This is a genomic window from Streptomyces sp. NPDC048718 (assembly GCF_043198875.1).
Taxonomy (GTDB): Bacteria; Actinomycetota; Actinomycetes; order Streptomycetales; family Streptomycetaceae; genus Streptomyces.
The window spans coordinates 472387-499087 of record NZ_JBICVG010000002.1; the positions used below are offsets into that span (position 1 = coordinate 472387).

Sequence of the window (26701 nt, forward strand, 5' to 3'; positions counted from 1 at the left end):
CCGGGCGGCGGGTCCACGGCCTGGGGCGGCCGGGCGCCAGGGCCGGGGCGGGCCGGCGTGGATTGGTCCGAGACTCCGGACCGGGCCCCGGGATCGGAGTCCGGTCCGGAGCCCGGAACGCCGGACTCCGATCCCGGGGTCAGGCCCCGGCCGGCCCCGCCCCCGCCACCGGGGCGGCCCCCGGCGTGGCCGCCGCTGCCGCCATCCGGGCGGCGCCGTCGGCGCGCGAGCGCTTGGCGGTGCGCATGGTCCACACGGCCAGCAGGCCGAGGGTGCCGTAGATGAGGATCGGGCTGACGACCACCATCGTGCCGGTGGCGAGCACGTACGACAGGACCACGCGCGTGATCGACTCGACGATGTAGGAGACGCCCCACACGATGGTCATCCGCCGCATGACGGCCCGGAAGCCCTCGAACCGCCACATCCCGTTCCACCAGGCGGCGCCCTCGGGCGTGCCGTCGGTGGCGAAGCGGCGGCCGAAGTAGAACATCAGCGGCTTGGGCGCGAACAGGCTGCCCAGGAAGAGCGCGCCGGACAGTCCGGTCACCGCCGAGTCCTTGATGAGCAGGGCACGGGTCGAGTGGGCGCCGACGAGAGAGACGACGGCCGTGAGCGCGAGGAAGAACAGGGTGATGACGGCGAACTCGTCGAGCTTGCGGTGCCAGACGAGGTTGACGACGGTGTCGAGGACCGGCCACACGCCACTGAGGAGCAGGGCGGTGAACTCGCTCCAGCCGTGATCGGTCAGCGCTCCGTAGGTGAGGATCGGCGCGACGATATTGAGTCCGATGGTGAGGGCCCAGCCGATGGCGGCGGCGGATCTGGAACGGGCCGGAGCGCCGGGCTGCGGCTGCGGCTGTGAAGCGGTGGACATGTTCCCCCCTGGGTTTGTCACGGATCGCCGCCGAGGGGCGCGGTGGCCGCGGCGCCTCGGCGAACGATGCCGTACCGCAAGGTAAGGCCGGGGCGGCGGGCCCACAAGGCGCCGCCGTTAAAGTGATCTCCAAAATTATTCCGGAGGGTCTCATTCCGGATCTGGCGCGTGTGATGACCGTGCCATGTCGACGGCTGGCCGCTACCCGGTAACACGGGTCCCCCACCCCGCGCACTCCCTTTGCCGTGAGTCGTCACCCAAACCGCACACATGATGCACACGGAGTCATACGGGCAGGTGGAATGCTTCCCGCGCCGGGCCGTACGCCCTGGCGAACGGTGATCATCCGCGCGCACCCTGAGGAAATACGGGCGGCCGATCCGCCCGGCACGCGGTACGACGCCGTCGCAGCCGCTGTCGCTGTCGTCGTCACTGTGGGGAAGTGGGCCATATGCCGGACATGGACGTATGCGTGGTCGGGGCGGGGCCGGTCGGCCTCACGCTGGCGATCGCCCTGCGCGGGCTCGGCCTGGAGGTACGGATCGTCGACCGTGCCCCGGCGGCCAAGCGCGAGGCGCGTGCCCTCGTCCTGTGGCCGCGGGCGCTCGAAGCCCTGGACTCCCTCGGTGTCGCCAAAACCCTGCGCGGCAACGCGGTGGAACTGTCCAGAGTCACCATCCACGGGCGCGGGCGACGGCTCGGGGAGCTGACCACCGGCTGGAACCGCTCGGCGTACAGCCGCCCCCTCAACATCGAACAGCACGACATCGAGCGGCTGCTGGTCGAGGAACTGGCCGGACGCGGCACGGAGGTGGAGTGGGACACCGAGGTCACGGACGTCAAGGTGCACGAGGACCGGGCCGAGTTCACCCTCACCCGGCCCGACGGCACGGCCGAGTCGGGCACCGCCGCCTGGATCGTCGGCTGCGAGGGCACCGCGAGCGTGGTCCGCGACCGGCTCCACATCCCCTTCGAGGGCCGCCGGCGTACCGGTCTCCAGGTCGTCCAGGGCAACGCGCACCCCGAGTGGCCGTTCGGCGAACAGCCGGGCCACGGACACATCTTCCTCGCCCCGCACCGCGCGCTGCTCGCCTTCCCGCTGCCCGACGGGGCGTACCGCTTCTTCTGCTTCCGCGACGACCCCGACCCCGGGCTGACCACGCCGCCCACCCTCGACGAGCTGCGCGATCTGGTCGCCGACACCGCGCGGCTGCCGCGGCTGCGGCTCTCGCCACCCGAGCGGCCCTGGCTCAACCGCGCCCGGTTCAGCGACCGGGTCGCCGCCCGGCTGCGGCACGGGCGCGGACTGCTCGCCGGGGACGCCGCGCACGCCTGGGCGCCGGTCGGCGGCCACGGCATGAACGTGGGGATGCTCGGGGCGCACAACCTGGCCTGGAAGCTGGCCGCCGTGCACCGCGGCGAGGCCGACGAACGGATCCTCGACACCTACGACACCGAACAGCGCGCCCTCGCCCTGCGCTACATCCGCGAGATGCGGGTCAACTTCATGGAGCTGCCGCTGCCGCCGCTCGGCTACCGGGCCTTCACCGCCACGGTGCCCGTGATGCTCTCCCTGCGCGGCTTCCAGCGGCGGCTCGACCGGCAGTTGAGCGATCTCGGCCGCAACCACCGCCTCAGCGACCTGTCCTGGCAGCGCCCCGCGCCCTCGCACGGCCGGACCCGTATCCCCCGGGCCGGCGACCGGATGCCCGACGCGAGAGTGACGGCGGGCGACCCGCCGAACGGCCCCGTACGGCTGCACACCCTGCTGCGGTACGACACCTGGACCCTGCTCGTCGACGCGGCACGGGTCGCCGACCCGGCCGTACGGCGCGCCCTTGAGCAGCGGTGCCGACGCGCGCCCGTGCCGGTCCGGCTGCTGCCCGTCTCGCCCGCCGGCGCCGGCGAGGCCCGGCTGCTCGGCAGAGCCGGAGAGCTGCGACTCGTCCGGCCGGACGGGTACGTGGGCCTGGTGGCCCCGCTGGACCGGCCCTCGGTCCTCGACGCGTATCTGCTCATGCTCGCGCCCCGGCGCTCCGGCGCCCGCTCCCCGGCCGCGCCGTCGGCCCCGTCCGCCTCGTCCCCCCAGCCGCCTTCGCCGCCGTCCTCCTCCTCCGACACCGCGCAGTGACGGGAGCAAGCCCTTGTCCAAGCACCGCACGCGCACCCGAGGCACCGTCACCGTCATCGGCGCGGGGATGGCCGGCCTGGTCGCCGCGTATGAACTCGAACGTCTCGGCCACCGCGTGGAGATCCTGGAGGGCAGCCGCCGGCTCGGCGGCCGCATCCGCACCCACCGCTTCGGCGCCCACGAGGGCGCCCCCTTCGTGGAACTGGGCGCCATGCGCGTCCCCACCGCCCACCACCGCACCATGGACTACATAGACCACCTCGGACTCGGCGACCAGGTGCGGCCGTTCGTCACCCTGCTGTCCGAGGAGAACGCCCTGCTCGCCACGAGCGGCGGCCATGTCCGGCTGCGGGACGCCCCGCGCCGGCTGATCGCGGACGTCCGCGCCTCGCTCGCCCGCGACGACTACCGGGACGAGACCGTGGTGTTCGGCGCCTGGCTGGCGGCCGTGGTCGACGCGATCGCGCCGCCCGCGCTGCGCACCGGGCTGCGCGCCGACCTCTCGGGGGACCTGCTCGACCGTGTGGAACGGATCGACCTGACCCCCCATCTGCGCGGCGACAACAAGGACCGCATAGACGTGCACGGGCTGTTCGCCGCCCACCCGGGCATCCGGTCCGCGTGCGGAACCCGGCTGAACAGCTTCCTGGACGACATCCTCACGGAGACCAGCCCGGAGCTGATCCGGCTCGCCTGCGGCATGGACCAGCTGGTGCAGCGGCTCGCCGCGCGCGTGCGCGGCCCGATCTGGCTGGGGCAGGAGGTCACCGGCGTGGAAGTGGCCGCCGACCAGGTACGGCTGCGCATAGGGCGCGGCCCGCTGGCCGTCGTCCGCCACGCCGACCTGGTCCTGTGCACGGTGCCGTTCTCGGTGCTGCGCGGGATGGTCCTGCGCGGCTTCGACGAGGACAAGCTGGCCGTCGTCCGGGAGGTCGTCTACTGCCCGGCGACCAAGGTGGCCGTGCACGTCCGCGAGCCGTTCTGGGAGCGGGAGGGCATCCGGGGCGGCGCCTCCTTCAGCGGCGGGCTGATCCGGCAGACGTACTACCCGGCCGCCGCGGAGGACGGCGCGCCCGGCGCCGGGGAGCGCGGCGCGGCGCTGCTCGCCAGCTACACCATAGGCGAGGACGCCGATGTGCTCGGGCGGATGCCGGTCCGCCGGCGCCACCGGGTGGTTCTCGACGAACTGGCCCGTATGCACCCGCAGTTGCTGCGGCGCGGGATGGTCCGGGGGGTGACCGGGGTGGCCTGGGGCGAGCACCCGTGGACGGTCGGCGGCTGCACCATCCGCTGGGGCCGGGACGAGGCGGCGTGCGAGGAGGAGCGCCGGCGGGCGATCCGGCCGCAGGGGCGGCTGTTCTTCGCGGGTGAGCACTGCTCGTCGGAGCCCGCCTGGATCGAGGGCGCGGTGGAGTCGGCCCAGGTGGCGGTCCGGGCGATCGAGAGTCGTTCGAGAGCCCGGTACGAGCAGGGCCCGGAGCAGTGGGAGGCGGCGGCATGAGCGTGTTCGACACACCCCGGCTGACCTTCGCCGGCACCGCTGTCACCCGGCTGCCCACCGGGGCGCGCGGGGCGGCCTCGGCCGGGCTGCTCGATCTGGCCACGAACACGGTGCTGGTGCCCGAGGGCCCGGCGGTCTCCGCTCACGCGCTGCTGGCCGAACGGGGCGCGCTCGGCGGGCACTTCTCTGGCAACGGCCACTTCTCGGTGGACGCCCGGGTGACGGCCGTGGAGGGAGCGGAGAGCCGGGCGGCGGGGGCGGAGTTCCGGACGGATCCGGCGGACGACGCGGCCCCGGCCCCCGATCCGCTGGTGGGCCGGGCCGTGGATCTGTGGGGGCACTACAACCCGTATCTGGGCACGACCGCGAACCGGGCGCGGGTCTTCGACGTCGATCCGGCCTCGGCCTGGACGACGACGCTGATGGCCGGCCGGTTCGCCCTCGGCCGCCAGGGCCGGTCGCACGACTCCGGTCATCTGTGCCTGGGCGAGGTGACGGGGTTCCAGCCGCCGCGCTGGCAGTCCTTCGCCCCGGTGCCGTCGGTGCTGCACCAGTTCGCCGTGCCGGCGGGCCCCGCGCTCGACTGGCCGGAGGGGCCGGTGGCCGGCTCTCCGGCGGCGGTCGCGCTGCGGGCGGCGGCCGAGGAACACGGCGGACTCCTGGTGCAGTTCACCCTGACCGCGGACGGGGCGCCCGGGACGCCCGGTCACGGGTACGCGGGTCCCGGGGACGCCCCGCAGCGCTGGCGGCTGCACGGGGTGATCGCCCCCTGGCGTCCCGAGGAACCCCGCACCCATCCGGCGGGCCGGCTGCTCGTTCCGTACGGCTGCGCGGGCGCGCCGGGCGGCGGCGCGTGGGGGCACGGGTCGGAGGGACGCGGGGCGGGGGGCCGCGGGGCGGGGATCTGCTCGGTGCGGGTGACCTCCGAACAGGCGGTGTTCAACCTGCCGTTCGGCCGGCCGGGGACGGGTGATCTTCAGCTGCGGACGGCGGTGACGGACCGGCTGGTCGCGATGGTGCGGGACACCGGCGACCGGGGCCCCGGGGTGGTGACGGTGCCGGTGGCCGGGGACGGCGCCGGCCCGGCGGCCGACGAGGGCCTGTGCCTGGTGGGCGAGGACGGCACGGGCAGCGGCCGGGTGGTGTGGCTGCGGGAGCGCGAGACGGTCGTGGTGACGGACGACGCCGCGCTGTTCGTGGAACACCCGGACCGCGAGCGGGACGAGGACCACGCGGTGGAGGTGGCCGTGCGGGCGACGGTACGGGGCCGGCCGGCGGCCGGGCGGACGGTCCTCGTGCGGCAGTTCGCCAACCCCCGGGCGCTGCCGCGCGATCCGGTGGCCTCGGCTCCGGACGCGCGCACGGGCGGGCTGCGGATCGTCGAGCTGCGTCCCGGCCGGCTCTCGGAGGGCGGGGGAACCGGGCGGGACGCCCCTCGGAGGGCAGGGGGTGTGAGGGGTATCGGGGATGCCGGGGATCCCGAGGCGGGCGAGAACCCCGGGGGCCCTGGGGCGGACGAGACCCGCAAGGTGCCTGAGGCGTCCGGGACTTCCGGTTCTCCCGGGGTGTCCGCGACCGACGGGGCGGGCGAGGACGGCGCCTTCGGCGAACAGTGCCGGGTGGTGACCGACGCGCAGGGGCGCGGCTGGTTCACCCTGCGCGGGGCGCGGGCCGGGACGGCCCGGCTGCTGCTGTCGGCCGACGCCGGCGACATCCCACCGTGTCCGCTGGACGCCCCCGGTTCGGCGGTGGCCGCGTACGACGACGGGGACGCGCTCGGCTGGTGGGCGGGGGCGGGCGGGGCGCACGTACGGGTGCTGGCCGACGACTGGCACCTGGACGCGGTCCTGAAGGAACAGGTGTCCTTCGAGCTGCTGCACCGGGAGGTCTTCGCCTGCTACGAGCAGCTGTATCCGTTCATGCGCGACGAGGTGTTCAGCCTTGAGGACCGCTGCAAGGTCGAGACGTACGCGAAGCTGATCTGGCAGATGTGCGATCCGGCCAACCGCGACCGCACGTACTACATGCCGCCGTCGCGGGATCTGACGCTGCCGAAGGCCCGGCTGCTGCTGGCGTATCTGCGGGCGCGGTCCGCCGCCGACGCGGTGCTCCCGGTCAGCGCGCCCGCGCCGGCCTCGTCGGCACCGCGGATCACCACCCGGGCACAGTTGCGGGCGGCGCTGTGGCTGGCGGTCTCGGTGGAGCTGGCGACCTCGCTCCAGTACCTGTACGCGGGGTACTCGCTGCCCACGCACGCGGCCGGTTTCACGTATGTGCGGCGCGGGGTCTGGACGCCCCGGCAGTTGCGGCTGGCCTGCGGCGACGGCGGCGAGACGCTGAGCCGGGGGATCCGGGACAGTCTGTTCGAGGTGGCCCGCGAGGAGATGATCCACTTCCTCGTCGTCAACAACATCCTGATGGCGATGGGCGAGCCGTTCCATGTGCCGGCGATCGACTTCGGCGCGCCGGGGCGGCTGCCGATGCCCCTGGACTTCGCTCTGGAGCCACTGTGTCTGGCCAGTGTGCAGCGGTTCATCGCGATCGAGCGGCCCGAGCGGATGGCGGGCGGCACCCGGGGCGGCCCCGCGGCGGACCCCGCGAGGGCCGGTGGTCCGCCCGGCCCCGGCTTCTTGGGCCCCGGCGGCTCTCCCGGTCCCGCCGGCCCCGGCGCCCTGGGCGGTCTGACGGCCTCCGGCGGCGGGGCGGCGGCCCCTTTCGGCTCTCCGAGCGAGCTGTACGCGGCGATCCGTGACGGGCTGGCCCGGGTCCCCGACCTGTTCCTGGTGGACCGGGGCCGGGGCGGCGGGGAACACCATCTCTTCCTCGGCCGGACAGTCGACGCCCGGCACCCGGACTACCAGCTGGAGGTCGACGATCTGCAAAGCGCCCTGTTCGCCGTCGACTTCGTCACCGACCAGGGCGAGGGCGGGGTACTCGACGCGCCGGGGCCGGTGCCCGAGTCCCACCACGACACCTTCGTCCGGCTCGGCGAACTCCTCATGACCGAGCGGGCGGACGGCCCCGGCGGGCAGGGGGCGCCGTGGAGTCCGGCCTATCCGGCCCTGCGTAATCCGTCCCTCGACCCGACGCATCCGGGCCGGGCGGCGATCCGCGATCCGCACGCCCGGGAGGTGACGCTGCTGTTCAACCGCTGCTACTTCCTGATGCTCCAGCTGATGACCCAGCACTTCGCCGAGAGCCCGGACGCCAGTCTGCGCCGCTCGCCCCTGATGAACACGGCGATCGACGTGATGACCGGCATGATGCGCCCGCTCGCGGAACTGCTCGTGACGCTGGACTCGGGCTGGCGGGGGCGCACGGCAGGCCCGTCCTTCGAACTGGAGGAGCCCCCGGTGGCCCTCCCCCGGCCCGATGTCGCACGGCGGGCGTTCGCGATGCGCTTCGGGCATCTCGCCCGGATGGCGCGGGCGTGCGCCGGGGTGCCCGACCGGGTGCCCGAGTTGATGACCTTCTACGCCGACCGGTTCCGTGCCGAAGGAGAACGCTGAGGCGATGAACACGTACACGTACCGCAGACCGGGTGAGCGCGGCGGCTGGGAGACGGACGTCCTGGTCGTGGGCGGCGGCCCGGTCGGCATGGCGCTCGCGCTCGACCTCGCCCACCGCGGGGTGGACTTCACCCTGATCGAAGCGGGGGACGGCCTCCCGGCGGACCCCCGGATCACCACGGTCGGCCCCCGCGCCATGGAGATGTTCCGCCGCTGGGGCATGTCCGGCACACTGCGCGGCGCGGGCTGGCCGGACGACCACTGTCTGGACGTGGCCTGGGTGACGGCCGTCGCGGGCCACGAGATCCACCGGCTGCCGTTCGGCACGGTCGCCGACCGGCCGCTGCCCGGGCACACCCCGGAACCCGAGGCGATCTGCCCGCAGCACTGGATGGCGCCGCTGCTCCTGGACCGGCTCGGGCACTACCCGGACGGCCCGGTGCGCACCCGCTGCCGACTGCTCGGCGTCGTCCCCGAGCCCGGCGGGGTGACGGCGACGGTGGCACGGGCGGACGGCTCCCGCTCGCAGGTGCGGGCCCGGTATCTGGTCGGCTGCGACGGGGCCGGTTCGTCCGTACGGAAGATCTGCGGGATCGACGTGCCCGAGCTGCACCCACCCCGGGTACTGCGCAACATCCTGTTCCGAGCACCCGAACTGCCCCGGCTGCTCGGCCCGCGGGCACCGCTGCTGTACTTCCTCGTCTCGCCGACCGGGCTGCGGTATCCGCTGCGCGCCATCGACGGACGGGGGACGTACCGGCTGACCGCTCCGGCGACCGGGGAACCGGCGCAGGCCGTCGTACGGCGGGCGGTGGGCCTTGACACGCCGCTGACGGTGGAGGCCGACGGGGCCTGGCATCTGACCCACCGGGTGGCCGACCGCTACCGCTCCGGGCGGGTGTTCCTCGCCGGGGACGCGGCGCACACCCTGTCGCCGTCGGGCGGCTTCGGGATGAGCACGGGGGTCTGCGACGCGGCCGACCTCGGCTGGAAGCTGGCCGCGGCGCTGGCCGGCTGGGCGGGGCCGGGGCTGCTCGACTCGTACGAGACCGAGCGCCGCCCGGTGGCTGTGGCCGGGGTCGCGGAAGCCAACGCGAACCTGCTCCGCACCCAGGACCGGCAGCTCTCGCCCGCGCTCCTGGACGACAATCCGGTGGGCGAGCGGGCCCGCAAGGCGCTCCGCCGGGAACTGGCCTCCTCCGATGTGGGGCGCGAGTTCGACCATCCTGAGATGCACTTCGCGTACCGCTATGTCTCCCCGGTCATCGCGGCCGAGCTCCCGGCGGACAGGGCCGGCTCGGCGGACTCGGCGGATCCGGCAGACCCAGTCGCACAGTCCAGGTCCGGGTCCGGGTCCGGGTTGAACGCGTCCACGCTGCCGGGGGTGCGCGCCCCGCACGCGTGGCTGGAGCCGGGCCGCTCGACCCTCGACCTGTACGGGCGGGAGTTCGTCCTGTTGTCCTTCGTGGAGCCCGCCCGAGGCGGGGGCGATGACAGGAGCGGTGGCGGTGACACGGCGGGCGAACCGGACGGGCTGGCACGGGCGTTCGCGGAACGCCGGGTCCCGCTTCATGTGGTGCGCTGCACGGTCCCGGAGATCGCGCGGCGCTACGAGCAGCCGTACGTCCTGGTCCGCCCGGACGGCCATGTGGCCTGGCGGGGCACCCGGCAGCCGCTCGACCCGCTCGCCCTGGTCGATCTGGTGCGGGGAGCGGGCCGGTGAACGGGCCGGTAAGCGGCGGGGCCCCGGCCGGTGGCCTGCCGGACTTCGATCCGGCCCGGCTCGATCTGGCCGACCCGTACCCCGTCTACCGGCGCTACCGGGACGCCGGGCCGGTGCACGCGGTCCGCCCGGCGGCGGTGCCGTGCGGCGCGCGCGGGCCGACGACCTGGTACGTCTTCGGCTACGCGGAGGTGGCGCGGGTCCTCGCCCGGCGGGAGTTCGGCCGGACGGCACCGGGCAGCGCCTCGGCCGCGCCGCTGCCGCCGGGGTACGCGGTGCTGCGCGCGGTCGTCGAGAACTGGCTGGTGTTCCTCGACCCGCCCCGCCATACGGCACTGCGGGCGCTGGTGGCGCCCGCGCTCGCGGCCGGTCCGGTGGCGGCGCTGCGGCCGGGGATCCGGCGGATCGCCCGCCGGCTGGTCGATCCGCTGGTGGCGCGCGAGAGCGTCGACCTGGTGGCGGAGTTCGCGGCGCCGTTCCCGCTCCTGGTGATATCGGGCGTGCTCGGGGTGCCGGAGGAACGTCAGGGCTGGTTCCGGGAGCGGGCGCTCGCGCTCCAGCGCGCGGGCGGGGCGCGAGTGGACCGGTCCCTGGCCGGGATGGTGGCGGCGGACCGGGCGGCGGCCGAACTCACCGCGTACTTCCGGCGAGAACTGGACGCCCGGCGCGGACCGGGCCGGGACCGGGGCGATCTGCTGTCCGCCCTGGTACGGGCCGCCGAGGACGAGACCTCGCTGTCGCCCGAGGAGCAGACGGCGACCTGTGTCCATCTGCTGACGGCAGGGCACGAGACCACCACGGGGCTGCTGGGCAAGGCGGTGCTCGCCCTGCTCGCCCGCCCGGAACTGGGGGACGCCCTCCGGGCGGACCCGGGGCTGCTGCCGGGGGCGGTGGACGAGTTCCTCCGCCACGATCCGCCGGTGCAGATGGTCACCCGGTGGGCGCTGCGCGACACCGAGCTCGCGGGGCACGCGATCCACGCGGGCGACCGGACCGTCCTGGTCCTCGGCGCGGCGAACCGGGACCCGGCGTACTTCCCCGATCCTGACCGGCTCGACATCCACCGGGACACCGTGCGGCACTGCGCCTTCGGGCTGGGCATCCACTACTGCGCCGGGGCGGGCCTGGCCCGGGCGGAGGCCGAGGCCGGGCTCGCGGAACTCCTGGACCGGCTGCCGGCACTCCGGCCGGGCGCGCGCCCGGAACTGACCGTGCGCTACGCGCCGGACTGGGTGTTCCATGGTCCGGAGCGACTCACCGTCACGGTGCCGTCGTCGGATCCGGCGTCCAGGACTCGGTGAACTCCGGCTCCGGGTCGTAGCCGGGCGCGTGCCAGGTGGTCCCGGTCGACGGCGGCGCGGTGGGCTCGTCGGGTCCTGCGAAGGGTCCGGCGTGGGCCTTCATCAGCAGGAGCATGACGCCGGCGAAGAGCAAGGAGCCGATGATCAGCGCGAAGCCGACCGGGTTGCGCGGGTTGTAGTAGTACTTGCCGTAGCGGCGCTTGAACACCGGCTCGTCGTCCCGGAACACCCCCGGCTCCCCCCTGTCCGATGGGGGCCAGGCTACCCTCCGTCCATGACGCACGACGCACCACGGGCCCACTGGCAGCGCATCTACCAGGAGAATCCCGGCATGTACGGGGAGGAGCCCTCGGGACCGGCCCGGTACGCGGCCGGTCTGTTCACGGCGGCCGGCGCCCGGGACGTGCTGGAGCTGGGGGCGGGTCACGGCCGGGACGCGCTGTACTTCGCCGCGGAGGGTTTCTCGGTGCGGGCCGCCGACTTCAGCTCGGAGGCCCTGGGGCAGCTCGCCGAGCGCGCCGAAGCCCGGGGGCTCGCCGGGCGGGTGACCACCGCCCTGGTGGACGTACGCGATCCGCTGCCGTTCGCCACCGGGTCCGCCGACGCCATGTTCGGGCACATGCTGCTCTGCATGGACCTGTCGACACGGCACATCGAGGAGCTGGTCGGCGAGATCCACCGGGTGCTGCGGCCGGGCGGTACGTTCGTCTACACCGTGCGGCACACCGGGGACGCCCACTACGGCACGGGGATCGCGCACGGCGACGACATCCACGAACACGGCGGCTTCGCCGTGCACTTCTTCCCGCGTGAGCTGGTGGACCGGCTGGCCGAGGGCTGGGAGCTGCGCGAGGTCCACGCCTTCGAGGAGGGCGATCTGCCGCGCCGGCTGTGGCGGGTGACGATGAGCGTGCCGGATCCGGCCGGGGGCTGACCCGTCCCCGCGCTTCCTCTTTTCCTCGCGGTGGCTCACCCGGAGGACACCGGCTGCCGCGCCCTGTCCGGTGGACAGGGCGGCCGGGCCGTCGCCGCCAGGGCCGCGGCGGCCCGGCCCGCGAGGTCGACGGCGACGAGGCGCGCCTCCAGGGACGGCGCCGGGGCGCCTGGCATGAGAGTGAGGAGGAAGCGGCCCTGGTAGTGGCCGCCCGCGACGGCCCGGAGTTCCACCGGGCCCTCCGGCCAGCCCTGCCGCTCCAGGTCCCAGATCCAGCCGTCGACCTGGACGGTGCCGTCGGGACGGAGCCGGGGCGGCCGGCCGAGGAGCGTCCCGTACTCGAACCGGCAGTCGGCGAGGCCCAGTAGTTCGACGAGGTGGGAGCAGATCACCCGGGCCAGATCGTCGGGCGAGCGGCTGGTCTCGGCCAGCCGGTTGGTGGTGTGCAGCCGTTCCAGATGGCGTGCGTCACGCAGGGCGACGGCGCCGAGCAGCCGGCCGTGGGCGGCGAGCTGGGAAACGATCAGGCCGACGAGCAACAGCAGGATCGCGGTCTCGACGTCGGCCCGGCCGTGGATCCGGAGGCTGTAGTAAGGCGCGGCGAGGAAGAAGTCGTACCAGAAGGCCGCCGACAGCGCGGCGAGCGCGCCCGCCCAGCGGTTGCCGAGGGCGGCGACGGCGACCACCACGACGACCAGCAGCAGGGCCAGGTTGGTCTCGGTGAGACCGGTGCGGGCCGGCACCAGTGCGAGCGCGACGAGGAAGGGCGCGAGGACGGCGGCCGCGAGCGCGGCGGCGTCCCGGAGCGGCATCCGCATGATCCACCTCCGACGGGTCGGGACTCCGGGTGCGGTGCGTGTGCGGGTGGGATGCGCGGGCACGGGGTCCGGTGCACACGAGGACGGGTGCGCGGGACACGGGTGCGTACGCTCCCAGGCTGCGCCGACTGTGAGCGACACGACGCCCGGCGGAGGGATCTTGACGGTTTCCTGACGCCAACGGCCGGGTTCCCTACGTGCCCCTTGCATACGCTGACTCGGCCGCCGTCCGTGTGATGGCTGAAATTCGATCCCCCTCGCCTCACCGGACAGCAGGAGCCCGATGTCCACCCCTCCCCCGACCCGTACCGATCGACTGCGCGCCTGGATGCTGGAAGGGCTGTCCGACATGGGCAAGGGGCGGCCCGGCACCTCTTCCCATCCGCCGGGCGGTACGGAGCCGGGCGCGTCCTCCGTACCGGCGAACACCGCCGAGGGCAGCGCCGAGGGCCCGGAAGGCGCTCAGAGCACCGGTGGTCAGACGGCCGGAACCGGTCATCAGGGCCAGGCCTGGTGGCGGGTGATGTGCCTGTCCGGTGTCGACTACTTCTCCACCCTCGGCTACCAGCCGGGCATCGCCGCCCTCGCGGCCGGACTGCTCTCCCCCATCGCGACGATCGTGCTGGTCGCCGTCACCCTGCTGGGCGCGCTGCCGGTCTACCGCCGGGTCGCGGAGGAGAGCCCGCACGGCGAGGGCTCGATCGCGATGCTGGAGCGGCTGCTGTCGTTCTGGAAGGGCAAGCTGTTCGTCCTGACCCTGCTGGGCTTCGCCGCGACGGACTTCCTCATCACCATCACCCTGTCGGCCGCCGACGCCTCCACCCACCTCGTGGAGAACCCGCATCTGTCGGCCGTCCTCCACGACAAGCAGATGGTGATCACCCTCGCGCTGATCGCGCTGCTCGGCGCGGTGTTCCTGAAGGGCTTCCTGGAGGCCATCGGGGTCGCGGTGGCACTGGTCGGCGTCTATCTCGCGCTCAACCTGGTGGTCGTGACGACCGGGCTGTGGCACGTGGTGACGGAGGAACACGTGGTGACGGACTGGACCACGGCCCTGACCGCGCAGCACTCCAATGTCTTCGCGATGGTCGGCGTGGCCCTGATCGTCTTCCCCAAGCTGGCGCTCGGTCTGTCCGGATTCGAGACCGGGGTGGCGGTGATGCCGCACGTCCACGGCGATCCGGACGACACCGAGGCGCACCCGGCCGGCCGGATCCGCGGCGCGAAGAAGCTGCTGACGACGGCCGCGCTGATCATGAGCGTCTTCCTCATCTGCACCAGCTTCGTGACCACCGTCCTGATCCCGCACCAGGAGTTCGAGTCCGGTGGCCAGGCCAACGGCCGTGCCCTCGCGTATCTCGCCCACGAGTACCTCGGCAACATCTTCGGCACCGTCTACGACGCGTCGACGATCGCGATCCTGTGGTTCGCGGGCGCCTCGGCGATGGCCGGACTGCTCAACCTGATGCCGCGCTATCTGCCGCGCTACGGCATGGCCCCGCACTGGGCCCGCGCCGTGCGCCCCATGGTGCTGGTGTTCATCCTGGTCGCCTTCCTGGTGACCTGGATCTTCGACGCGAACGTGGACGCGCAGGGCGGCGCGTACGCGACCGGCGTGCTCGTGCTGATCTCCTCGGCGGCCATCGCCGTGACGATCGCGGCCCGCAAGGCCGGGCAGCGCCGCTGGGCCGTCTGCTTCGGCGTCATCTCGGCCGTCTTCCTCTACACCACCGTGGTGAACGTGATCGAGCGGCCCGACGGTGTGAAGATCGGCGCCTGCTTCATCGCCGGCATCATCCTCATCTCACTGGCCTCCCGGCTGGCCCGCGCCTTCGAGCTGCGTGTCACCGACATGGACTTCGACGAGACGGCGAACCGGTTCATCCAGGACGCCTCGCGCGGGACGGTGCGCTTCATCGCCAACGAACCGGGCCTGAGGGACGCGGCCGAGTACCAGGAGAAGCTGGAGCAGATCCGTGCCGACAACGACATCCCCGCCCACGAGGACCTCGTTCTCGTGGAGGTGACGGTCACCGACCCGTCGGAGTTCGAGACGAGCCTGACCGTACGGGGTGAGGTGCTGCACGACCACTACCGGGTGCTCGCCGTGGAGAGCTCCTCGATCCCCAATGCCCTCGCCGCCCTGCTGCTGCACGTCCGTGATGTCACCGGCACCCGCCCGCACATCTACTTCGAATGGACGGAGGGCGGCCCGTTCGCCAACTTCCTGCGCTTCTTCCTCTTCGGCCACGGCGAGGTCGCGCCGGTGACCCGCGAGGTGCTGCGCGAGGCCGAACCGGACCGCTCCCGCCGTCCGCGGGTGCACGTGGGCTGACCGGCCGCCGGACGGGCTGCGGGCTGCGGAGGTCCGAGGCGGGTCCGGTTCGGCTGGTCGGTACGGGGCTTCGTACCGCCGGTCAGGCTCCGTGCACCCGGACCCCGCCGACGAAGGTCTGCTCCACGCGGGCGTCGGCGATCTCCCCGGGCGGCCCGGTGAGGATGTCGCGGTCGAGGACGACCAGGTCGGCGAGGTGGCCAGGGCGCAGGCTGCCCGCGTCGTCGTGGCCGTTGGCGTGGGCGGAACCCGCCGTGTACGCGGCGAGCGCCGTGGTGAGATCGAGCCGCTGTTCGGGCAGGAAGACCCGGTCGTCGGTGGCCTCGGGCAGGCGGCGGTTGACCGCGACATGCAGCCCGGCGAGCGGGTCGGGGCTGCTGACCGGCCAGTCGCTGCCCGCGACGAGGGTGGCCCCGGCCCGTACGAGAGCACCGAACGGGTACTGCCAGGCGGCGCGTTCCGGCCCGAGGAAGGGGACGGTGAGTTCGTCCATCTGCGGCTCGTGGGCGGCCCACAGGGGCTGGATGTTGGCGAGCGCGCCGAGCCGGGCGAAGCGGGTGAGGTCCTCGGGGTGGACGACCTGGAGATGGGCCAGGTGGTGCCGGTTGCCGCGCGGTCCGTTGGCGGCGAGAGCCGCCTCGATCGCGTCCAGCGCCTCGCGTACGGCACGGTCGCCGAGCGCGTGGAAGTGCACCTGGAAATCGCGGGCGTCCAGGGCGGTGACGTGGGTGCGCAGCGCCTCGGGGTCGACGAAGCTGAGTCCGGTGTTGGCGGTGGCGCAGCCGCACGCGTCGAGGTAGGGGCTGGTCATCGCGGCGGTGAAGTTCTCCGCGATGCCGTCCTGCATGATCTTCACCGACCCGGCCCGGAACCGACCGTGGCCGAGGGCCGCGCGCCGGGCGGCCAGTTCGGGTATCTGCTCCGCCCCGCGCGCCCGGTCCCACCACAGCGCGCCGGTGACCCGGGCGGTGAGGCTGCCGTCCCGGGCGGCGGCCAAATAGGCGTCCGAAGGGTCCGGCCGGCCGCTGAACTCGCCGAGGATGGCGTCCTGCCAGCCGGTGATGCCGAGCGAGTGCAGCAGGGTCTGGGCCCGGAGCAGTCCGGCGAGCCGGTCGGCGGGGGTGGTGGGCGGGATCAGCCGGGAGACGAGGGCGGTGGCGCCTTCCTGGAGCATGCCCGTGGGCACGCCGTCCGTGTCGCGTTCGATCCGTCCGTCGGCGGGGTCCGGAGTGGCGGCGGTGATCCCGGCGAGTTCCAGGGCCCGGGTGTTGGCCCAGGAGCCGTGGTGGTCGCGGTTGATCAGCAGGACGGGCCGGTCGGGGACGACGGAGTCCAGCTGCCGGCGGGTGGGCAGACCGCCTTCGAAGCTGTCCATGGACCAGCCGCCGCCGGTGATCCAGCGCTCTTCGGAGTGGGCGGCGGCGTACGCGGCGACGGTCCGCAGATACGCGTCGGCGTCCTCGGCGCTGGTGAGATCGCACTCGGCCAGTTCCATCCCGCCGAACACGGCGTGGATGTGCGCGTCCTGGAAGCCGGGGATCAGCAGCCGGCCGGCGAGGTCGACGACCTCGGTGCGGGGGCCGATCAGTTCCCGGACCTCGTCGTGGCCGACGGCGGTGATCCGCTCGCCGCTGACGGCGAGGGAGGTGGCCCGGGTGCGGGCCGGGTCGCCGGTGAAGACGGGGCCACCGGTGAAGACCAGGTCGGCCGTGCTCATCTGGGTACTCCTGACTGGGTGGGACAGGCCCCGAAATGGCGAGGGCCGGGGAGGCGGGGCCGAGAAGGCGGCAAGGCGGGAAGGCGGAGGGCAGGGGGCGGCCGTGGGGATGCTTTCGTGCGAACGCCGGGGGCCCCGGGGACACAAGGAGACCGGATTTCCTGCCGCCGTGAGGTCCCGGGCCGCCTGACGGCCGTACGCACCCGGGAATCCGGGGGCATACGGCCGTCAGGGGCGCAGTTCTCTGGCCTCGAAGCGGCCCTCCCCGAGGACCAGGACGAACGAGACCTGCTGGCCCTCGGAAAGTCCGCCACCGCCCTCGATGTCCTCGGCACGGAAGTAGACGGGCTCCTCGGAACCGATGGCGACGACGAATCCGTAGCCGGAGCCGCGGTCGTAGGACTGGACGAAGCCGACGCTCCTGTCCGTTTCCATGGGGATCCTTCCTTCGCGCGAGGGGATGTCCTCTGCTCGGTACCCCTCGCGGCCACCGGGATCCCGCCGGCGCGTCCGATGCCACCGGAGTGCCCCGCGGATCACCCGCGGGGCGGAACCCCGGTCGCGGACGTCAGATCCCGGGGATCTGACGGGCCTGGAAGGCGGCGCGGACGGCGTCCGCCGCGCTCGTGCCGTACATGCGCTGCGCCGTCGTGACGGTCTGCCGCGCCGCGTCCGCGAAGGAGGTGTCGGCGGCGAAGCCGAACTGGGCGTTCACGATAATCCGGTCGGCGGTCCGGGCGCCGAGCGCGCCGCGGATGTCCCACAGGGCGCGGGACCAGATCTCGCCGTCGGCGTGGACCTCTCCGACGCGGTCGGCGTAGACCTTGGAGCCGTCGAGCCGGCGCAGGCAGTGCGGGGTGCCGGAGTACGGGGTGGAGTCCCAGTCGGCGACACAGGCGAGCTCGGTCTTGATCGGCCAGCCGTAGCGGCCGGCGGCGTGCGCACCGACCTCGACGGCCAGGTAGTCGCCGAAGGCCTCGCCGATCGCACCGGCCTCCGGGGAGGTGCCGAAGCCGGGGACCTGGGCGTTGTGCACGGCGTGGCCGTACTCGTGGACGATCACCTCGGCGTCCTCGGCGTCGTCGACGCCGCCCTTGCCGAAGCGGATCTCGTTCTTCTTGTCGGTGAAGAAGGAGTTGTCGGCGCCGTACTGGTTGATCCGGACGGCCTGGGGACGGTCGTTGGCGCCGGGCAGTTCGCTGCCGAAGCCGAGGCCCTGGAGGTACTCCTGGGCCTCGTTGACCCAGAAGTACGCCATGACCTGCTCGAACTGGTCGTCGCCGCGGTTGTAGCCGCCGACCGCGGCGAGCTTGGCGGCGGGGCCTGTCGAGGACCCGACGTACGCCCAGCGGCCGGAGAGCGTGCCGCCGCCGTCGAGGTTACGCAGCTCGGCGAGGGTGTAGGCGGACGCGGGCACCGCGTCGGCGGAGTCCTTGGCGTCGGTGAGCGTCTGGTCGCCCGTGGACTGGACCGGGTTGACCATGAAGATACGGGCCTGCGGGCCGGTCGCCGCCGGGGCGGCGGGGGCCGGGCCGGCGGCCGAGGCGGCACCGGTCGGGGCTATCAGCGCCACGGCGGCGGTGGCCGCGGCGATCAGGCCGAGGGATGTGCGACGTGCCATCAACGTACTCCCGTTGGGATGCGAGATGCGAGGGGGTGGCGTGGTGCGGGCGTGATCATCGCGCAGCGGGACGCCCCGCGTCGAGAGCCGGCAGATCACGGTTCGGCGGCTCGTCCGGGCGGGCGGAAGGCCGACAGGCAGCGCGAAGAGACCCGGCGGCCTTGTGCGGCCGGGCGGTCCGTCCCGGTGGCCCATCCCGGCGGTCAGCCCTGGCGATCGGCCCCGGCGGTCAGTCCTGGCGGCTGCTGTCGTCCCGCAGCCAGGTCTCGAAGTCGCGGGACTTGATCGCCCGGCGTGCGGCGCGGCGGGCGACGAGAGCGGCGGTGAGGAAGACGAGAAGGGCGGGCAGCAGCGCGGGGTCGGCGCGCAGCAGGGCGCGCAGGTCGGCCGTCCCGGTGCGGGCTGTGGCGTGGGCGGCGGGCCCTTCGACCTTCGACTCCTTTTGTTCTTGCTCCAGTTGGGCGGTGGAGGTGGCCGCGCGGACGCGGCGGCGGATCAGGTCGGGCCAGGTGCGGGGCGGGCGGACGACGACCCGGGCGGTGCGCACGACGGCGCGCTCCCGCTCGGTGAAGGCGAGCGAGGCGGCGAGGTCGTCGGCCATCAGGGGCGGCAGGGCGGCGATCCGGGCGTGGCCCGCGCCGGACACGGCGATCACGCCGCGGCCGAACAGGCCGTCGCGGACGGCGGGCAGCCGCTGCCAGACCCGGTAGTAGGCCCGGACGGGCCAAGTACAGCCCGTCATCGGCAGATGCCGCTCGGGTGCGGCGGCCAGGACCGGATCGGGTCCGGCGAGGACCGCGGCGAGTTCCCGGGCGTCGGCGGCGCCGAGTTCGACGTCGGCGTCCACGTAGATCCGGGGGAAGCCGCGGGCGTGTGCGTCTCCCAGGCGCAGGGCGTGGTGTTTGGACGGGACGGGAGTCTCGACGACCCGGACGCGCGGGCCGTGGGCGGCGGCGACGGACGCGGTCGCGTCCGTACAGCCGTTGCACACCACGAGCACGTCGAACTCGTCCTCGGCCGTGCCGTGCAGGAGGCCGGTCAGGAGCCGGCCGAGGGTGCGTTCCTCGTTGTGCGCGGGAATCACGATGCTGGGCACGGGGTCAGTATGACCGTCCCGCCCTCCTCCCGCGTTTCTTTCGAGGATCTCCGGGAGTTTTCCACAACTCCTGGATGGGCTGCCCGAGTTGGTCTAGATTGAGCGCTGCCGGATCCGCCTGGGTCACGTCTTGTTCTCTCCTCCTGGGCGGTTTCTGTGTTCTGTGTGGACATGGCCGCGGCTGGGGAGACTCGCGTCCGGTCCGCACCGTTCTGTTCAGGCGGAAGAGCCGCGTTCCCTCGTCGGCCACCGCCGTCCTTCCCCTGTCCGCGAACCGTCGTGTCCGCGGACCGACCAAGGGGGACGGGGCGCGGTGGTGTCCGGGGGTGCGCGCGAAGCGCCCTTGGGGGGAATGGATGACCGTCCTGCCGGTCACGCATGAGCGGCACCGTGTCGAATCCTCGTATGCCGACCACTCGAACTCCGGCTTCCACCGTCCGCGATGGAAGCGGAGACACCAACTCGTCCTGCTGGCCACGGACACCGTCGCCGCCATGGCCGCCGCACTGCTTGTGCTGCGGGCCGGGGGCGGTCACTGGCCGGCCGTCCTCGGCCTGCCACCGGCCTGGGCCGGATCGCTGGCCGCGCACCACGCCTATGCCCCGGCCTCGTTCGGGTCCGGCGGCGGGCTGTACCGGCAGGTCCTGCGGGCCGCGCTCGTCGTGCCCGCGCTCGCCGCGCTGCTCGGCTGGGGCCTCGCGGGCGAGCCGGAGCTGCCACGCGAGATGATCCTGGCGGTGCCGCTCGCCACCATGCTGTCCCTGACCGCCCGGTTCGCGCTGCGGCGCCGGCTGCGCGGCCTGTGGGCGCGGGGCCGGCACCGAACGACCGCCGTGCTCGTCGGCCCTTCGGCCGGAATAGCGGAACTTCTCACCGCGCTGTTGCGCGACAGCCGGGCCGGCGCTCCGGCCGCCACCGTGTTCCAGGGGATGGACCTGGCCGGGGTGTGCCTGACCGATCCCGAGGGCGCCGAGGCAGTGGACGTCTGCGGCGTCCCGGTGCTCGGCGGACTCGCCGAAGTGCAGGGCGCGTTACGGGCGTTCGGGGGCGGTAGCGCCGTGGTGGCGTTACCGGGCCCGGAGCTCGACGCGGCACAGATGCGCCGGCTGTCGTGGAGCACCGCCGCCGCCGGGGGCGAGTTCCTCATCGCCCCGGGATTCGGTGACGTGTCGGCCGCGCGGCTGGCGGTCCGGCCGGTCGGCGGAATGCCGCTGATACAGGTCCGGGCACCCCGGCTGTCGCGGCTTTCCCGGCTCCCGAAGGAACTGATGGAGCGTCTGATAGCCGCGCTGCTGCTGTTGTTGCTCTCGCCGCTGATGGGCGCGGTCGCCCTGGCGGTACGGCTCGGCAGCCGGGGCCCGACCCTGTTCCGGCAGGTCCGGGTGGGCCTGCACGGCAAGCCGTTCACCATGCTGAAGTTCCGTACGATGCGAACCGACGCGGAGGAACGCCGGGCGGAACTCGCCCACGCCAACCACAACAGCGACGGCCTGTTGTTCAAGGTTCGCGACGATCCCCGCATCACCCGGGTGGGCGCCACCCTGCGCCGCTACTCTCTCGACGAACTCCCGCAATTGCTCAATGTGCTGACGGGGCGGATGTCCCTGATCGGACCACGGCCCCCGCTTCCCGAGGAGGTCGCGGGCTACAGCCACGAGGTCCGGCGCAGACTGCTCGTGAAGCCGGGGCTGACCGGCCTGTGGCAGGTCAGCGGCCGCTCCGACCTGCCCTGGGACGAGGCGGTGCGCCTCGACCTGGCGTATGTGGACAACTGGTCGCTGGGCCTGGACACGGTGATCCTGCTGCGCACCGGGCCCGCCGTCGTACGCGGCACGGGCGCGTACTGACAGGGCTCCCCGCACCACGCGAAGACCGCGCACCGCCCCGCTCCACCCCGAGCACAACGCACCACCCCGCACCACCGCGCCGCGCCGGCATCTCCCGCCGCCGGCCGGCACGCCCACTGACCTGGAGGGGAACACGTTGAACGACGCCGACCGATCCGACGAGCGGCTGGGAGTCGCCGTCATAGGCGCCGGTTACTGGGGTCCCAACCTCGTCCGCAACTTCCAGGCCTGCGACCGTTTCCGGCTGCGCTGGCTGTGCGATCTCGACGCCGGGCGCGCCCGGCAGGTCCTCGGCGACTACTCCACGGTGCGGGCCACCGACGACTACGCGGCGGTGCTCGCCGACCCCGAGGTGCACGCGGTCGCCGTCGCGACCCCGGCGGGCACCCATGTGGACGTGGCGCTCGCGGCGCTGCGCGCGGGCAAGCACGTGCTCGTCGAGAAGCCGCTGGCCACCACGTACGCCGACGGGCTGCGGCTGGTGACGGAAGCCGAGGAGCGCGGTCTCACCCTGATGTGCGACCACACCTACTGCTACACCCCGGCCGTGACGAAGATCCGCGAGCTGGTGCACGAGGGCGCTCTCGGCGATGTCCACTACGTGGACTCGGTGCGGATCAATCTGGGCCTGGTCCAGCGGGACATCGACGTGCTGTGGGATCTGGCCCCGCACGATCTGTCCATCCTCGACTTCATCCTGCCCGAGCACGTACAGCCGGTGGCGGTCGCGGCGCACGGCGCCGACCCGATCGGCGCGGGCCGGGACTGCATCACGTATCTGACCCTCCAGCTCAGCACGGGTGCCATCGCGCACGTGCACGTCAACTGGCTCTCCCCCACCAAGGTCCGCACGACCATGGTCGGCGGCGCCAAACGAACGCTGATCTGGGACGACCTGAACCCGGCGCAGCGCATCGCGGTCTTCGACCGGGGCGTGGACCTGGCCACGCCCCGGGACCTGGGCGCGGACGAGCGGCGCCAGGCCCTCATCTCGTACCGCAGCGGCGACATGGTCGCCCCCGCCCTCGGGGAGCGGGAGGCGCTGGGCGCCATGGTCGGCGAGTTCGCGGCGGCGATCACCGGGCGGCGGGCGCCACTGACCGACGGGCGGGCGGGCCTGCGGGTGCTGGACATCCTGGAGGCGGCGTCGCGGAGCCTGTCGTTCCGTGGTGCGGTCGTCGGGCTGCGGACCGGTCCGGAGCGGCCCGAGCGGAACGTGAACACAACGGCGGGAGCGGGACGTTGAACGACTTCCAGGGCAAGCGGATCCTGGTCACCGGCGGGGCCGGCACCATCGGCTCCCATGTGACGGACCTTCTTCTCGAGGGCGGCGCGCGCGAGGTGGTCGTGCTCGACAACCTGGTGCGCGGGCGGCGGGCCAATCTGGCCGGAGCGCTGGCGAGCGGGCGGGTGGAACTCGTCGAGGGCGACATCCGCGACGCGGCCACGGTGCGGCGGGTGACGGCGGGCGCCGATCTCGTCTTCCATCTGGCGGCGATCCGCATCACCCAGTGCGCGGAGGAACCCCGGCTGGCCAACGAGGTGATGGTGGACGGGACGTTCAATGTCCTGGAGGCCGCGGCGGCGGCCGGGGTGGGCAAGGTGATCGCCTCGTCGTCGGCCTCGGTCTACGGTCTGGCGGAGTCCTTCCCGACGACCGAGCGCCACCACCCGTACAACAACGACACGTTCTACGGGGCGGCGAAGGCGTTCAACGAGGGGATGCTGCGCAGTTTCCACGCCATGTACGGCCTGGACTACGTGGCGCTGCGCTACTTCAACGTGTACGGGCCGCGGATGGACATCCACGGCCTCTACACCGAGGTGCTGATCCGCTGGATGGAGCGGATCGAGGCGGGCGAACCGCCGCTGATCCTCGGCGACGGCACCCAGACGATGGACTTCGTCCATGTCCGCGACATCGCGCGGGCGAACATCCTGGCGGCGCGCGCGGACGTCACGGACGAGGTGTTCAACGTGGCGAGCGCGACCGAGACCTCGCTGCGGGAACTCGCCGACGCGCTCCTCGATGCCATGGACTCCGATCTTGAGCCGGTGCACGGCCCGGCCCGCGCGGTCAACGGGGTGACGCGGCGGCTCGCGGACACCTCGCTCGCGGCGGAACGGATCGGGTTCAAGGCGGAGATCGGTCTGCGGGACGGGCTCCGGGACCTGGTCGCGTGGTGGCGCGCGGAGCGCTCCGACGCCGGCACCACCGCCGCCGCCGTCCCCGCCGCCGAACCGGAGGCGGAGGCACCCGCGCGGATCCCGGTCATGGTGCCCTGGCTGGGCGAGGAGGAGGCGCGGGCCGCCGCCGAGGCGGTGCGGTCCGGCTGGGTCGCGCAGGGCCCGCGGGTGGCCGCCTTCGAAGCGGCCTTCGCCGAGCGGGTCGGGGCGCGGCACGGTGTGGCCGTCAGCTCCTGCACCACCGCGCTGCATCTGTCGCTGCTCGCGCTGGGGCTCGGCCCCGGCGACGAGGTGGTGGTGCCGTCGCTGTCCTTCATCGCCACCGCCAACGCCGTCCGGTACGTGGGCGCCGTCCCGGTCTTCGCCGACGTCGACCTGGCCACCGGCAATGTGACCCCGGACACCGTCGACGCGGTCCGCACCCCCCGCACGCGTGCCGTGCTCGCGGTGCACCAGGCGGGGGTGCCGGCGGATATCGGCGCACTGCGGGCGGCCTGCGCGGACTGGGGGCTGCCGCTGGTGGAGGACGCGGCCTGCGCGATCGGCTCGACGGTGGACGGCGGGCCGGTGGGGCGGGGCGCGCTGCTCGCGGCCTGGTCGTTCCATCCGCGCAAGCTGCTGACGACCGGCGAGGGCGGCATGGTGACCACGGACGACCCGGAGTGGGCGGCGCGGCTGCGCCGGCTGCGCGAGCACGGGATGGACGTGTCGGCGGCCGATCGGCACGCGAGCGGGAAGCCGGTCCTGGAACGCTATCTGGAGACCGGGTTCAACTACCGGATGACCGACATTCAGGCCGCGGTCGGTCTGGCGCAGTTGGAGAAGCTGGACGCCCTGGTCGCCCGCCGACGCGAACTCGCGGCCCGATACGGCGAGTTGCTGGACGATGTGCCGGGTCTCACGCCGGTTCAGGATCCCGCGTACGGGCAGGGCAACGTCCAGTCGTACTGGGTGCTGCTCGCCGAGGACTTCCCGGTCGGCCGGGACCGGCTGCTCGAACTGCTCGCCGAGGCCGGGGTGTCGGCCCGCCGGGGCATCATGGCGAGCCATCTCGAACCCGCCTACGCGGGGCACCCGGTGGCGCCGCTGCCGGTGACCGAGCGGCTCGCCCGCGACTCACTGATCCTGCCGCTGTTCCACACGATGACCGGGGAGCAGCAGGACCGGGTGGCCGCCGTCCTGCGGGACGCGGCGGTACGCCGGTGAGCCGCACCCTGGTCGTCATCGGCGCCGGCGGCTTCGCGCGGGAGACCGCGCAGGCCGCCCTCGCCGCCGGCCTGCCGCTCGCGGGCCATCTCGACGACGACCCGGCGCTGCACGGCACCGAGGTCGGCGGCGTCCCCGTGCTCGGCGGCACCGAGCGGGCCGCCGAGCTGCCCGAGGACACGGTGTTCTCGGTGTGCGTGGGCAACCCGCGCGACTACGCCTCCCGGGCCCGGCTGGTGGACCGTCTCGGGCTGCCGGAGGACCGCTACGCCACGGTGGTCCACCCCACGGTGGCGATCGCGGACGACTGCGTCCTCGGCCCCGGCACGGTGCTGCTCGCGCACACCGTCCTGACGGCGGCCGTGCGGCTGGGCCGGCATGTCGCGGTGATGCCGCACACGGTCCTCACCCACGATGACCGGGTCGGCGACTTCGCGACGCTCGCCTCGGGCGTGCGGCTCGGGGGCGCCGCCCGGATCGGGGCGGGCGCCTATCTCGGCGCGGGCGCGCTGGTCCGCGAGGGGACGGCGATCGGCGCCTGGTCCCTCGTCGGGATGGGCGCCGTGGTCCTCGCCGACGTGCCGCCGGGCGAGGTGTGGGCCGGGTCCCCGGCTCGCCGGCTGCGCGCCGCACCGCCCTGTGCCCTCGACCGGCTCGCCAGGTCGGGCCTGCCAGAAGGCCCCGCGCGGCCCCGTACGTCCTTACGACCCGACCACCACCACGACGACGCCGCCCGGAGCTTCCCGGCGGTCCCGGCACGAGGAGCGAACGGCTGATGGACCGGATCCCCCTGGTCGACCTGCGGGCGGCCCACGCGGAGGTCGACGCGGAGGTACGCGCCGGATTCGACCGGATCCTCGCGGACACCGCGTTCATCGGCGGCGAGGAAGTCGCCGCGTTCGAGCGCGAGTACGCCGAATTCGGCGGCGTCGCCTATGTCGTGGGCGTCGCCAACGGCACGGACGCGCTGGAACTGGCGCTGCGGGCGAGCGGGGTTGAGCCCGGCGACGAAGTGGTGCTGCCCGCCAACACGTTCATCGCCACCGCCGGGGCGGTGACCCGGACCGGGGCCCGTCCCGTCCTGGTGGACTGCGCGCCGGACACGCTGCTCCTCGACCCCCGGGCCGCCGTCGCCGCCGCCGGCTCCGCCACCCGCGCGGTGGTGCCGGTCCATCTGTACGGGCAGTGCGCCGACGTCGCCGCCCTCGCGGCCGGACTCCCGCCGCACGTACGGATCGTGGAGGACGCGGCGCAGAGCCAGGGCGCGAGCCGGGCCGGCCGTACCCCGGGACGCGGCGGTATCGCGGGGACCAGTTTCTATCCGGGCAAGAACCTCGGCGCGTACGGCGACGCGGGCGCGGTGCTCACCGACGACGCGGGCGCCGCCGCCCTGGTGCGGGCCCTCGCCAACCACGGCGGAGTGGCCAAGTACCGGCACGAGGTACCGGGGTTCAACAGCCGGCTCGACGGGCTCCAGGCTGTCGTGCTGCGGGCGAAGCTGCGCCGGCTCGCGGCCGGGAACGCGGCCCGGCGGGCGGCGGCGGCCCGTTACGACGAACTCCTCGCCCCGCTCGCCGAGGCCGGCCGGGTGATCCGGCCGGTCACGGACGAGGGCAACACGCACGTGTGGCATCTGTACGTGGTGCGGGTCCCCGGGTCCGACCGCGACACGGTGGTGGAGAAGCTCGGCGCCGAGGGTGTGGGGGCGGGTGTGCACTATCCGGCGCCGGTCCATCTGACGCCCGCGTACCACCGACTCGGCTACGGGCGGGGCGATTTCCCGCACGCCGAGGCCGCCGCCGCGGAGATCCTCTCGCTCCCGCTGTACCCGCAGATCACCCCAGACCAGCAGCGCCGGGTCGTCGACGCGCTGGTGCACGCGCTCGCCTGAGCGCGCC

19 protein-coding genes are annotated in these 26701 nt (G+C 73.7%); 12 read left to right on the forward strand and 7 right to left on the reverse strand.

Going from position 1 to position 26701, the window contains the following annotated elements:
- Positions 1 to 139: 139 nt before the first annotated feature.
- Entirely contained in the window at positions 140 to 877 is a 738-nt protein-coding gene (locus ACGFRB_RS05085) for a VC0807 family protein (protein WP_393239128.1), read from the reverse strand.
- Between the two features lie 451 nt (positions 878 to 1328).
- Here ACGFRB_RS05085 and ACGFRB_RS05090 point away from each other — a divergent pair, with 451 nt between their 5' ends.
- Genes ACGFRB_RS05090 through ACGFRB_RS05110 form a run of 5 tightly spaced genes read left to right on the forward strand, consistent with a single transcriptional unit; the run spans position 1329 to position 11042 of the window.
- Positions 1329 to 3008 (forward strand): FAD-dependent monooxygenase, encoded by a 1680-nt coding sequence (locus tag ACGFRB_RS05090; RefSeq protein WP_393239131.1) that lies wholly within the window; start codon positions 1329 to 1331, stop codon positions 3006 to 3008.
- A 13-nt stretch (positions 3009 to 3021) separates the two neighbouring features.
- The gene (locus ACGFRB_RS05095; RefSeq protein ID WP_393239134.1) at positions 3022 to 4509 is read left to right on the forward strand and encodes a flavin monoamine oxidase family protein; all 1488 of its coding nucleotides are present in this window, start codon (positions 3022 to 3024) and stop codon (positions 4507 to 4509) included.
- Positions 4506 to 8018 (forward strand): ferritin-like domain-containing protein, encoded by a 3513-nt coding sequence (locus ACGFRB_RS05100; protein WP_393239137.1) that lies wholly within the window; start codon positions 4506 to 4508, stop codon positions 8016 to 8018. Before ACGFRB_RS05095 ends, ACGFRB_RS05100 begins: the two co-directional genes overlap by 4 nt.
- Before the next feature lie 4 nt (positions 8019 to 8022).
- Positions 8023 to 9741: an FAD-dependent monooxygenase gene (locus ACGFRB_RS05105; RefSeq protein WP_393239140.1), complete on the forward strand. Its 1719-nt coding sequence runs from the start codon at positions 8023 to 8025 to the stop codon at positions 9739 to 9741.
- Positions 9738 to 11042 carry a cytochrome P450 gene (locus tag ACGFRB_RS05110; RefSeq protein ID WP_393239143.1) on the forward strand — a complete coding sequence of 435 codons (1305 nt, stop codon included), beginning with the start codon at positions 9738 to 9740 and terminating at the stop codon, positions 11040 to 11042. Before ACGFRB_RS05105 ends, ACGFRB_RS05110 begins: the two co-directional genes overlap by 4 nt.
- On the opposite strand, the gene ACGFRB_RS05115 is transcribed toward ACGFRB_RS05110, so the two are convergent.
- Entirely contained in the window at positions 11002 to 11271 is a 270-nt protein-coding gene (locus tag ACGFRB_RS05115; RefSeq protein ID WP_393239146.1) for a hypothetical protein, read from the reverse strand. The genes ACGFRB_RS05110 and ACGFRB_RS05115 overlap by 41 nt on opposite strands.
- 45 nt (positions 11272 to 11316) lie before the next feature.
- Here ACGFRB_RS05115 and ACGFRB_RS05120 point away from each other — a divergent pair, with 45 nt between their 5' ends.
- Entirely contained in the window at positions 11317 to 11976 is a 660-nt protein-coding gene (locus tag ACGFRB_RS05120) for an SAM-dependent methyltransferase (RefSeq protein ID WP_393239149.1), read from the forward strand.
- Between the two features lie 35 nt (positions 11977 to 12011).
- Here the strand turns inward: ACGFRB_RS05120 and ACGFRB_RS05125 are convergent, their stop codons facing one another.
- Positions 12012 to 12794 carry a DUF4118 domain-containing protein gene (locus tag ACGFRB_RS05125; protein WP_393239153.1) on the reverse strand — a complete coding sequence of 261 codons (783 nt, stop codon included), beginning with the start codon at positions 12792 to 12794 and terminating at the stop codon, positions 12012 to 12014.
- A 283-nt stretch (positions 12795 to 13077) separates the two neighbouring features.
- Between ACGFRB_RS05125 and ACGFRB_RS05130 the strand changes: the two genes are divergently transcribed.
- Positions 13078 to 15129 carry an amino acid transporter gene (locus tag ACGFRB_RS05130; RefSeq protein WP_393239156.1) on the forward strand — a complete coding sequence of 684 codons (2052 nt, stop codon included), beginning with the start codon at positions 13078 to 13080 and terminating at the stop codon, positions 15127 to 15129.
- 82 nt (positions 15130 to 15211) lie between these two features.
- Here ACGFRB_RS05130 and ACGFRB_RS05135 read toward each other — a convergent pair whose 3' ends face one another.
- From ACGFRB_RS05135 to ACGFRB_RS05150, 4 genes are all read right to left on the reverse strand, one after another.
- On the reverse strand, positions 15212 to 16846 hold the full coding sequence (locus ACGFRB_RS05135; RefSeq protein ID WP_393239159.1) for an amidohydrolase: 1635 nt from the start codon (positions 16844 to 16846) through the stop codon (positions 15212 to 15214).
- A 228-nt stretch (positions 16847 to 17074) separates the two neighbouring features.
- The gene (locus ACGFRB_RS05140) at positions 17075 to 17281 is read right to left on the reverse strand and encodes a cold shock domain-containing protein (RefSeq protein WP_361238351.1); all 207 of its coding nucleotides are present in this window, start codon (positions 17279 to 17281) and stop codon (positions 17075 to 17077) included.
- Positions 17282 to 17414: 133 nt separating this feature from the next.
- Entirely contained in the window at positions 17415 to 18467 is a 1053-nt protein-coding gene (locus tag ACGFRB_RS05145; RefSeq protein ID WP_393239164.1) for a M4 family metallopeptidase, read from the reverse strand.
- A 229-nt stretch (positions 18468 to 18696) separates the two neighbouring features.
- Positions 18697 to 19563, reverse strand: a complete 867-nt coding sequence (locus ACGFRB_RS05150) for a glycosyltransferase (protein WP_393239167.1) — start codon at positions 19561 to 19563, stop codon at positions 18697 to 18699.
- Positions 19564 to 19919: 356 nt separating this feature from the next.
- Between ACGFRB_RS05150 and ACGFRB_RS05155 the strand changes: the two genes are divergently transcribed.
- From ACGFRB_RS05155 to ACGFRB_RS05175, 5 genes are all read left to right on the forward strand, one after another.
- Positions 19920 to 21410 carry a sugar transferase gene (locus ACGFRB_RS05155; RefSeq protein WP_393239170.1) on the forward strand — a complete coding sequence of 497 codons (1491 nt, stop codon included), beginning with the start codon at positions 19920 to 19922 and terminating at the stop codon, positions 21408 to 21410.
- A 136-nt stretch (positions 21411 to 21546) separates the two neighbouring features.
- Positions 21547 to 22656: a Gfo/Idh/MocA family protein gene (locus ACGFRB_RS05160; RefSeq protein WP_393239173.1), complete on the forward strand. Its 1110-nt coding sequence runs from the start codon at positions 21547 to 21549 to the stop codon at positions 22654 to 22656.
- Complete coding sequence (locus tag ACGFRB_RS05165) at positions 22653 to 24803, forward strand: aminotransferase class I/II-fold pyridoxal phosphate-dependent enzyme (protein ID WP_393239176.1); 2151 nt, start codon at positions 22653 to 22655, stop codon at positions 24801 to 24803. Before ACGFRB_RS05160 ends, ACGFRB_RS05165 begins: the two co-directional genes overlap by 4 nt.
- Positions 24800 to 25579, forward strand: coding sequence for a NeuD/PglB/VioB family sugar acetyltransferase (locus tag ACGFRB_RS05170; RefSeq protein ID WP_393239179.1), 780 nt, complete (start codon positions 24800 to 24802; stop codon positions 25577 to 25579). The genes ACGFRB_RS05165 and ACGFRB_RS05170 overlap by 4 nt, the downstream gene beginning before the upstream one ends.
- Positions 25579 to 26694 carry a DegT/DnrJ/EryC1/StrS family aminotransferase gene (locus ACGFRB_RS05175; RefSeq protein ID WP_393239182.1) on the forward strand — a complete coding sequence of 372 codons (1116 nt, stop codon included), beginning with the start codon at positions 25579 to 25581 and terminating at the stop codon, positions 26692 to 26694. The genes ACGFRB_RS05170 and ACGFRB_RS05175 overlap by 1 nt, the downstream gene beginning before the upstream one ends.
- Positions 26695 to 26701: the final 7 nt, after the last annotated feature.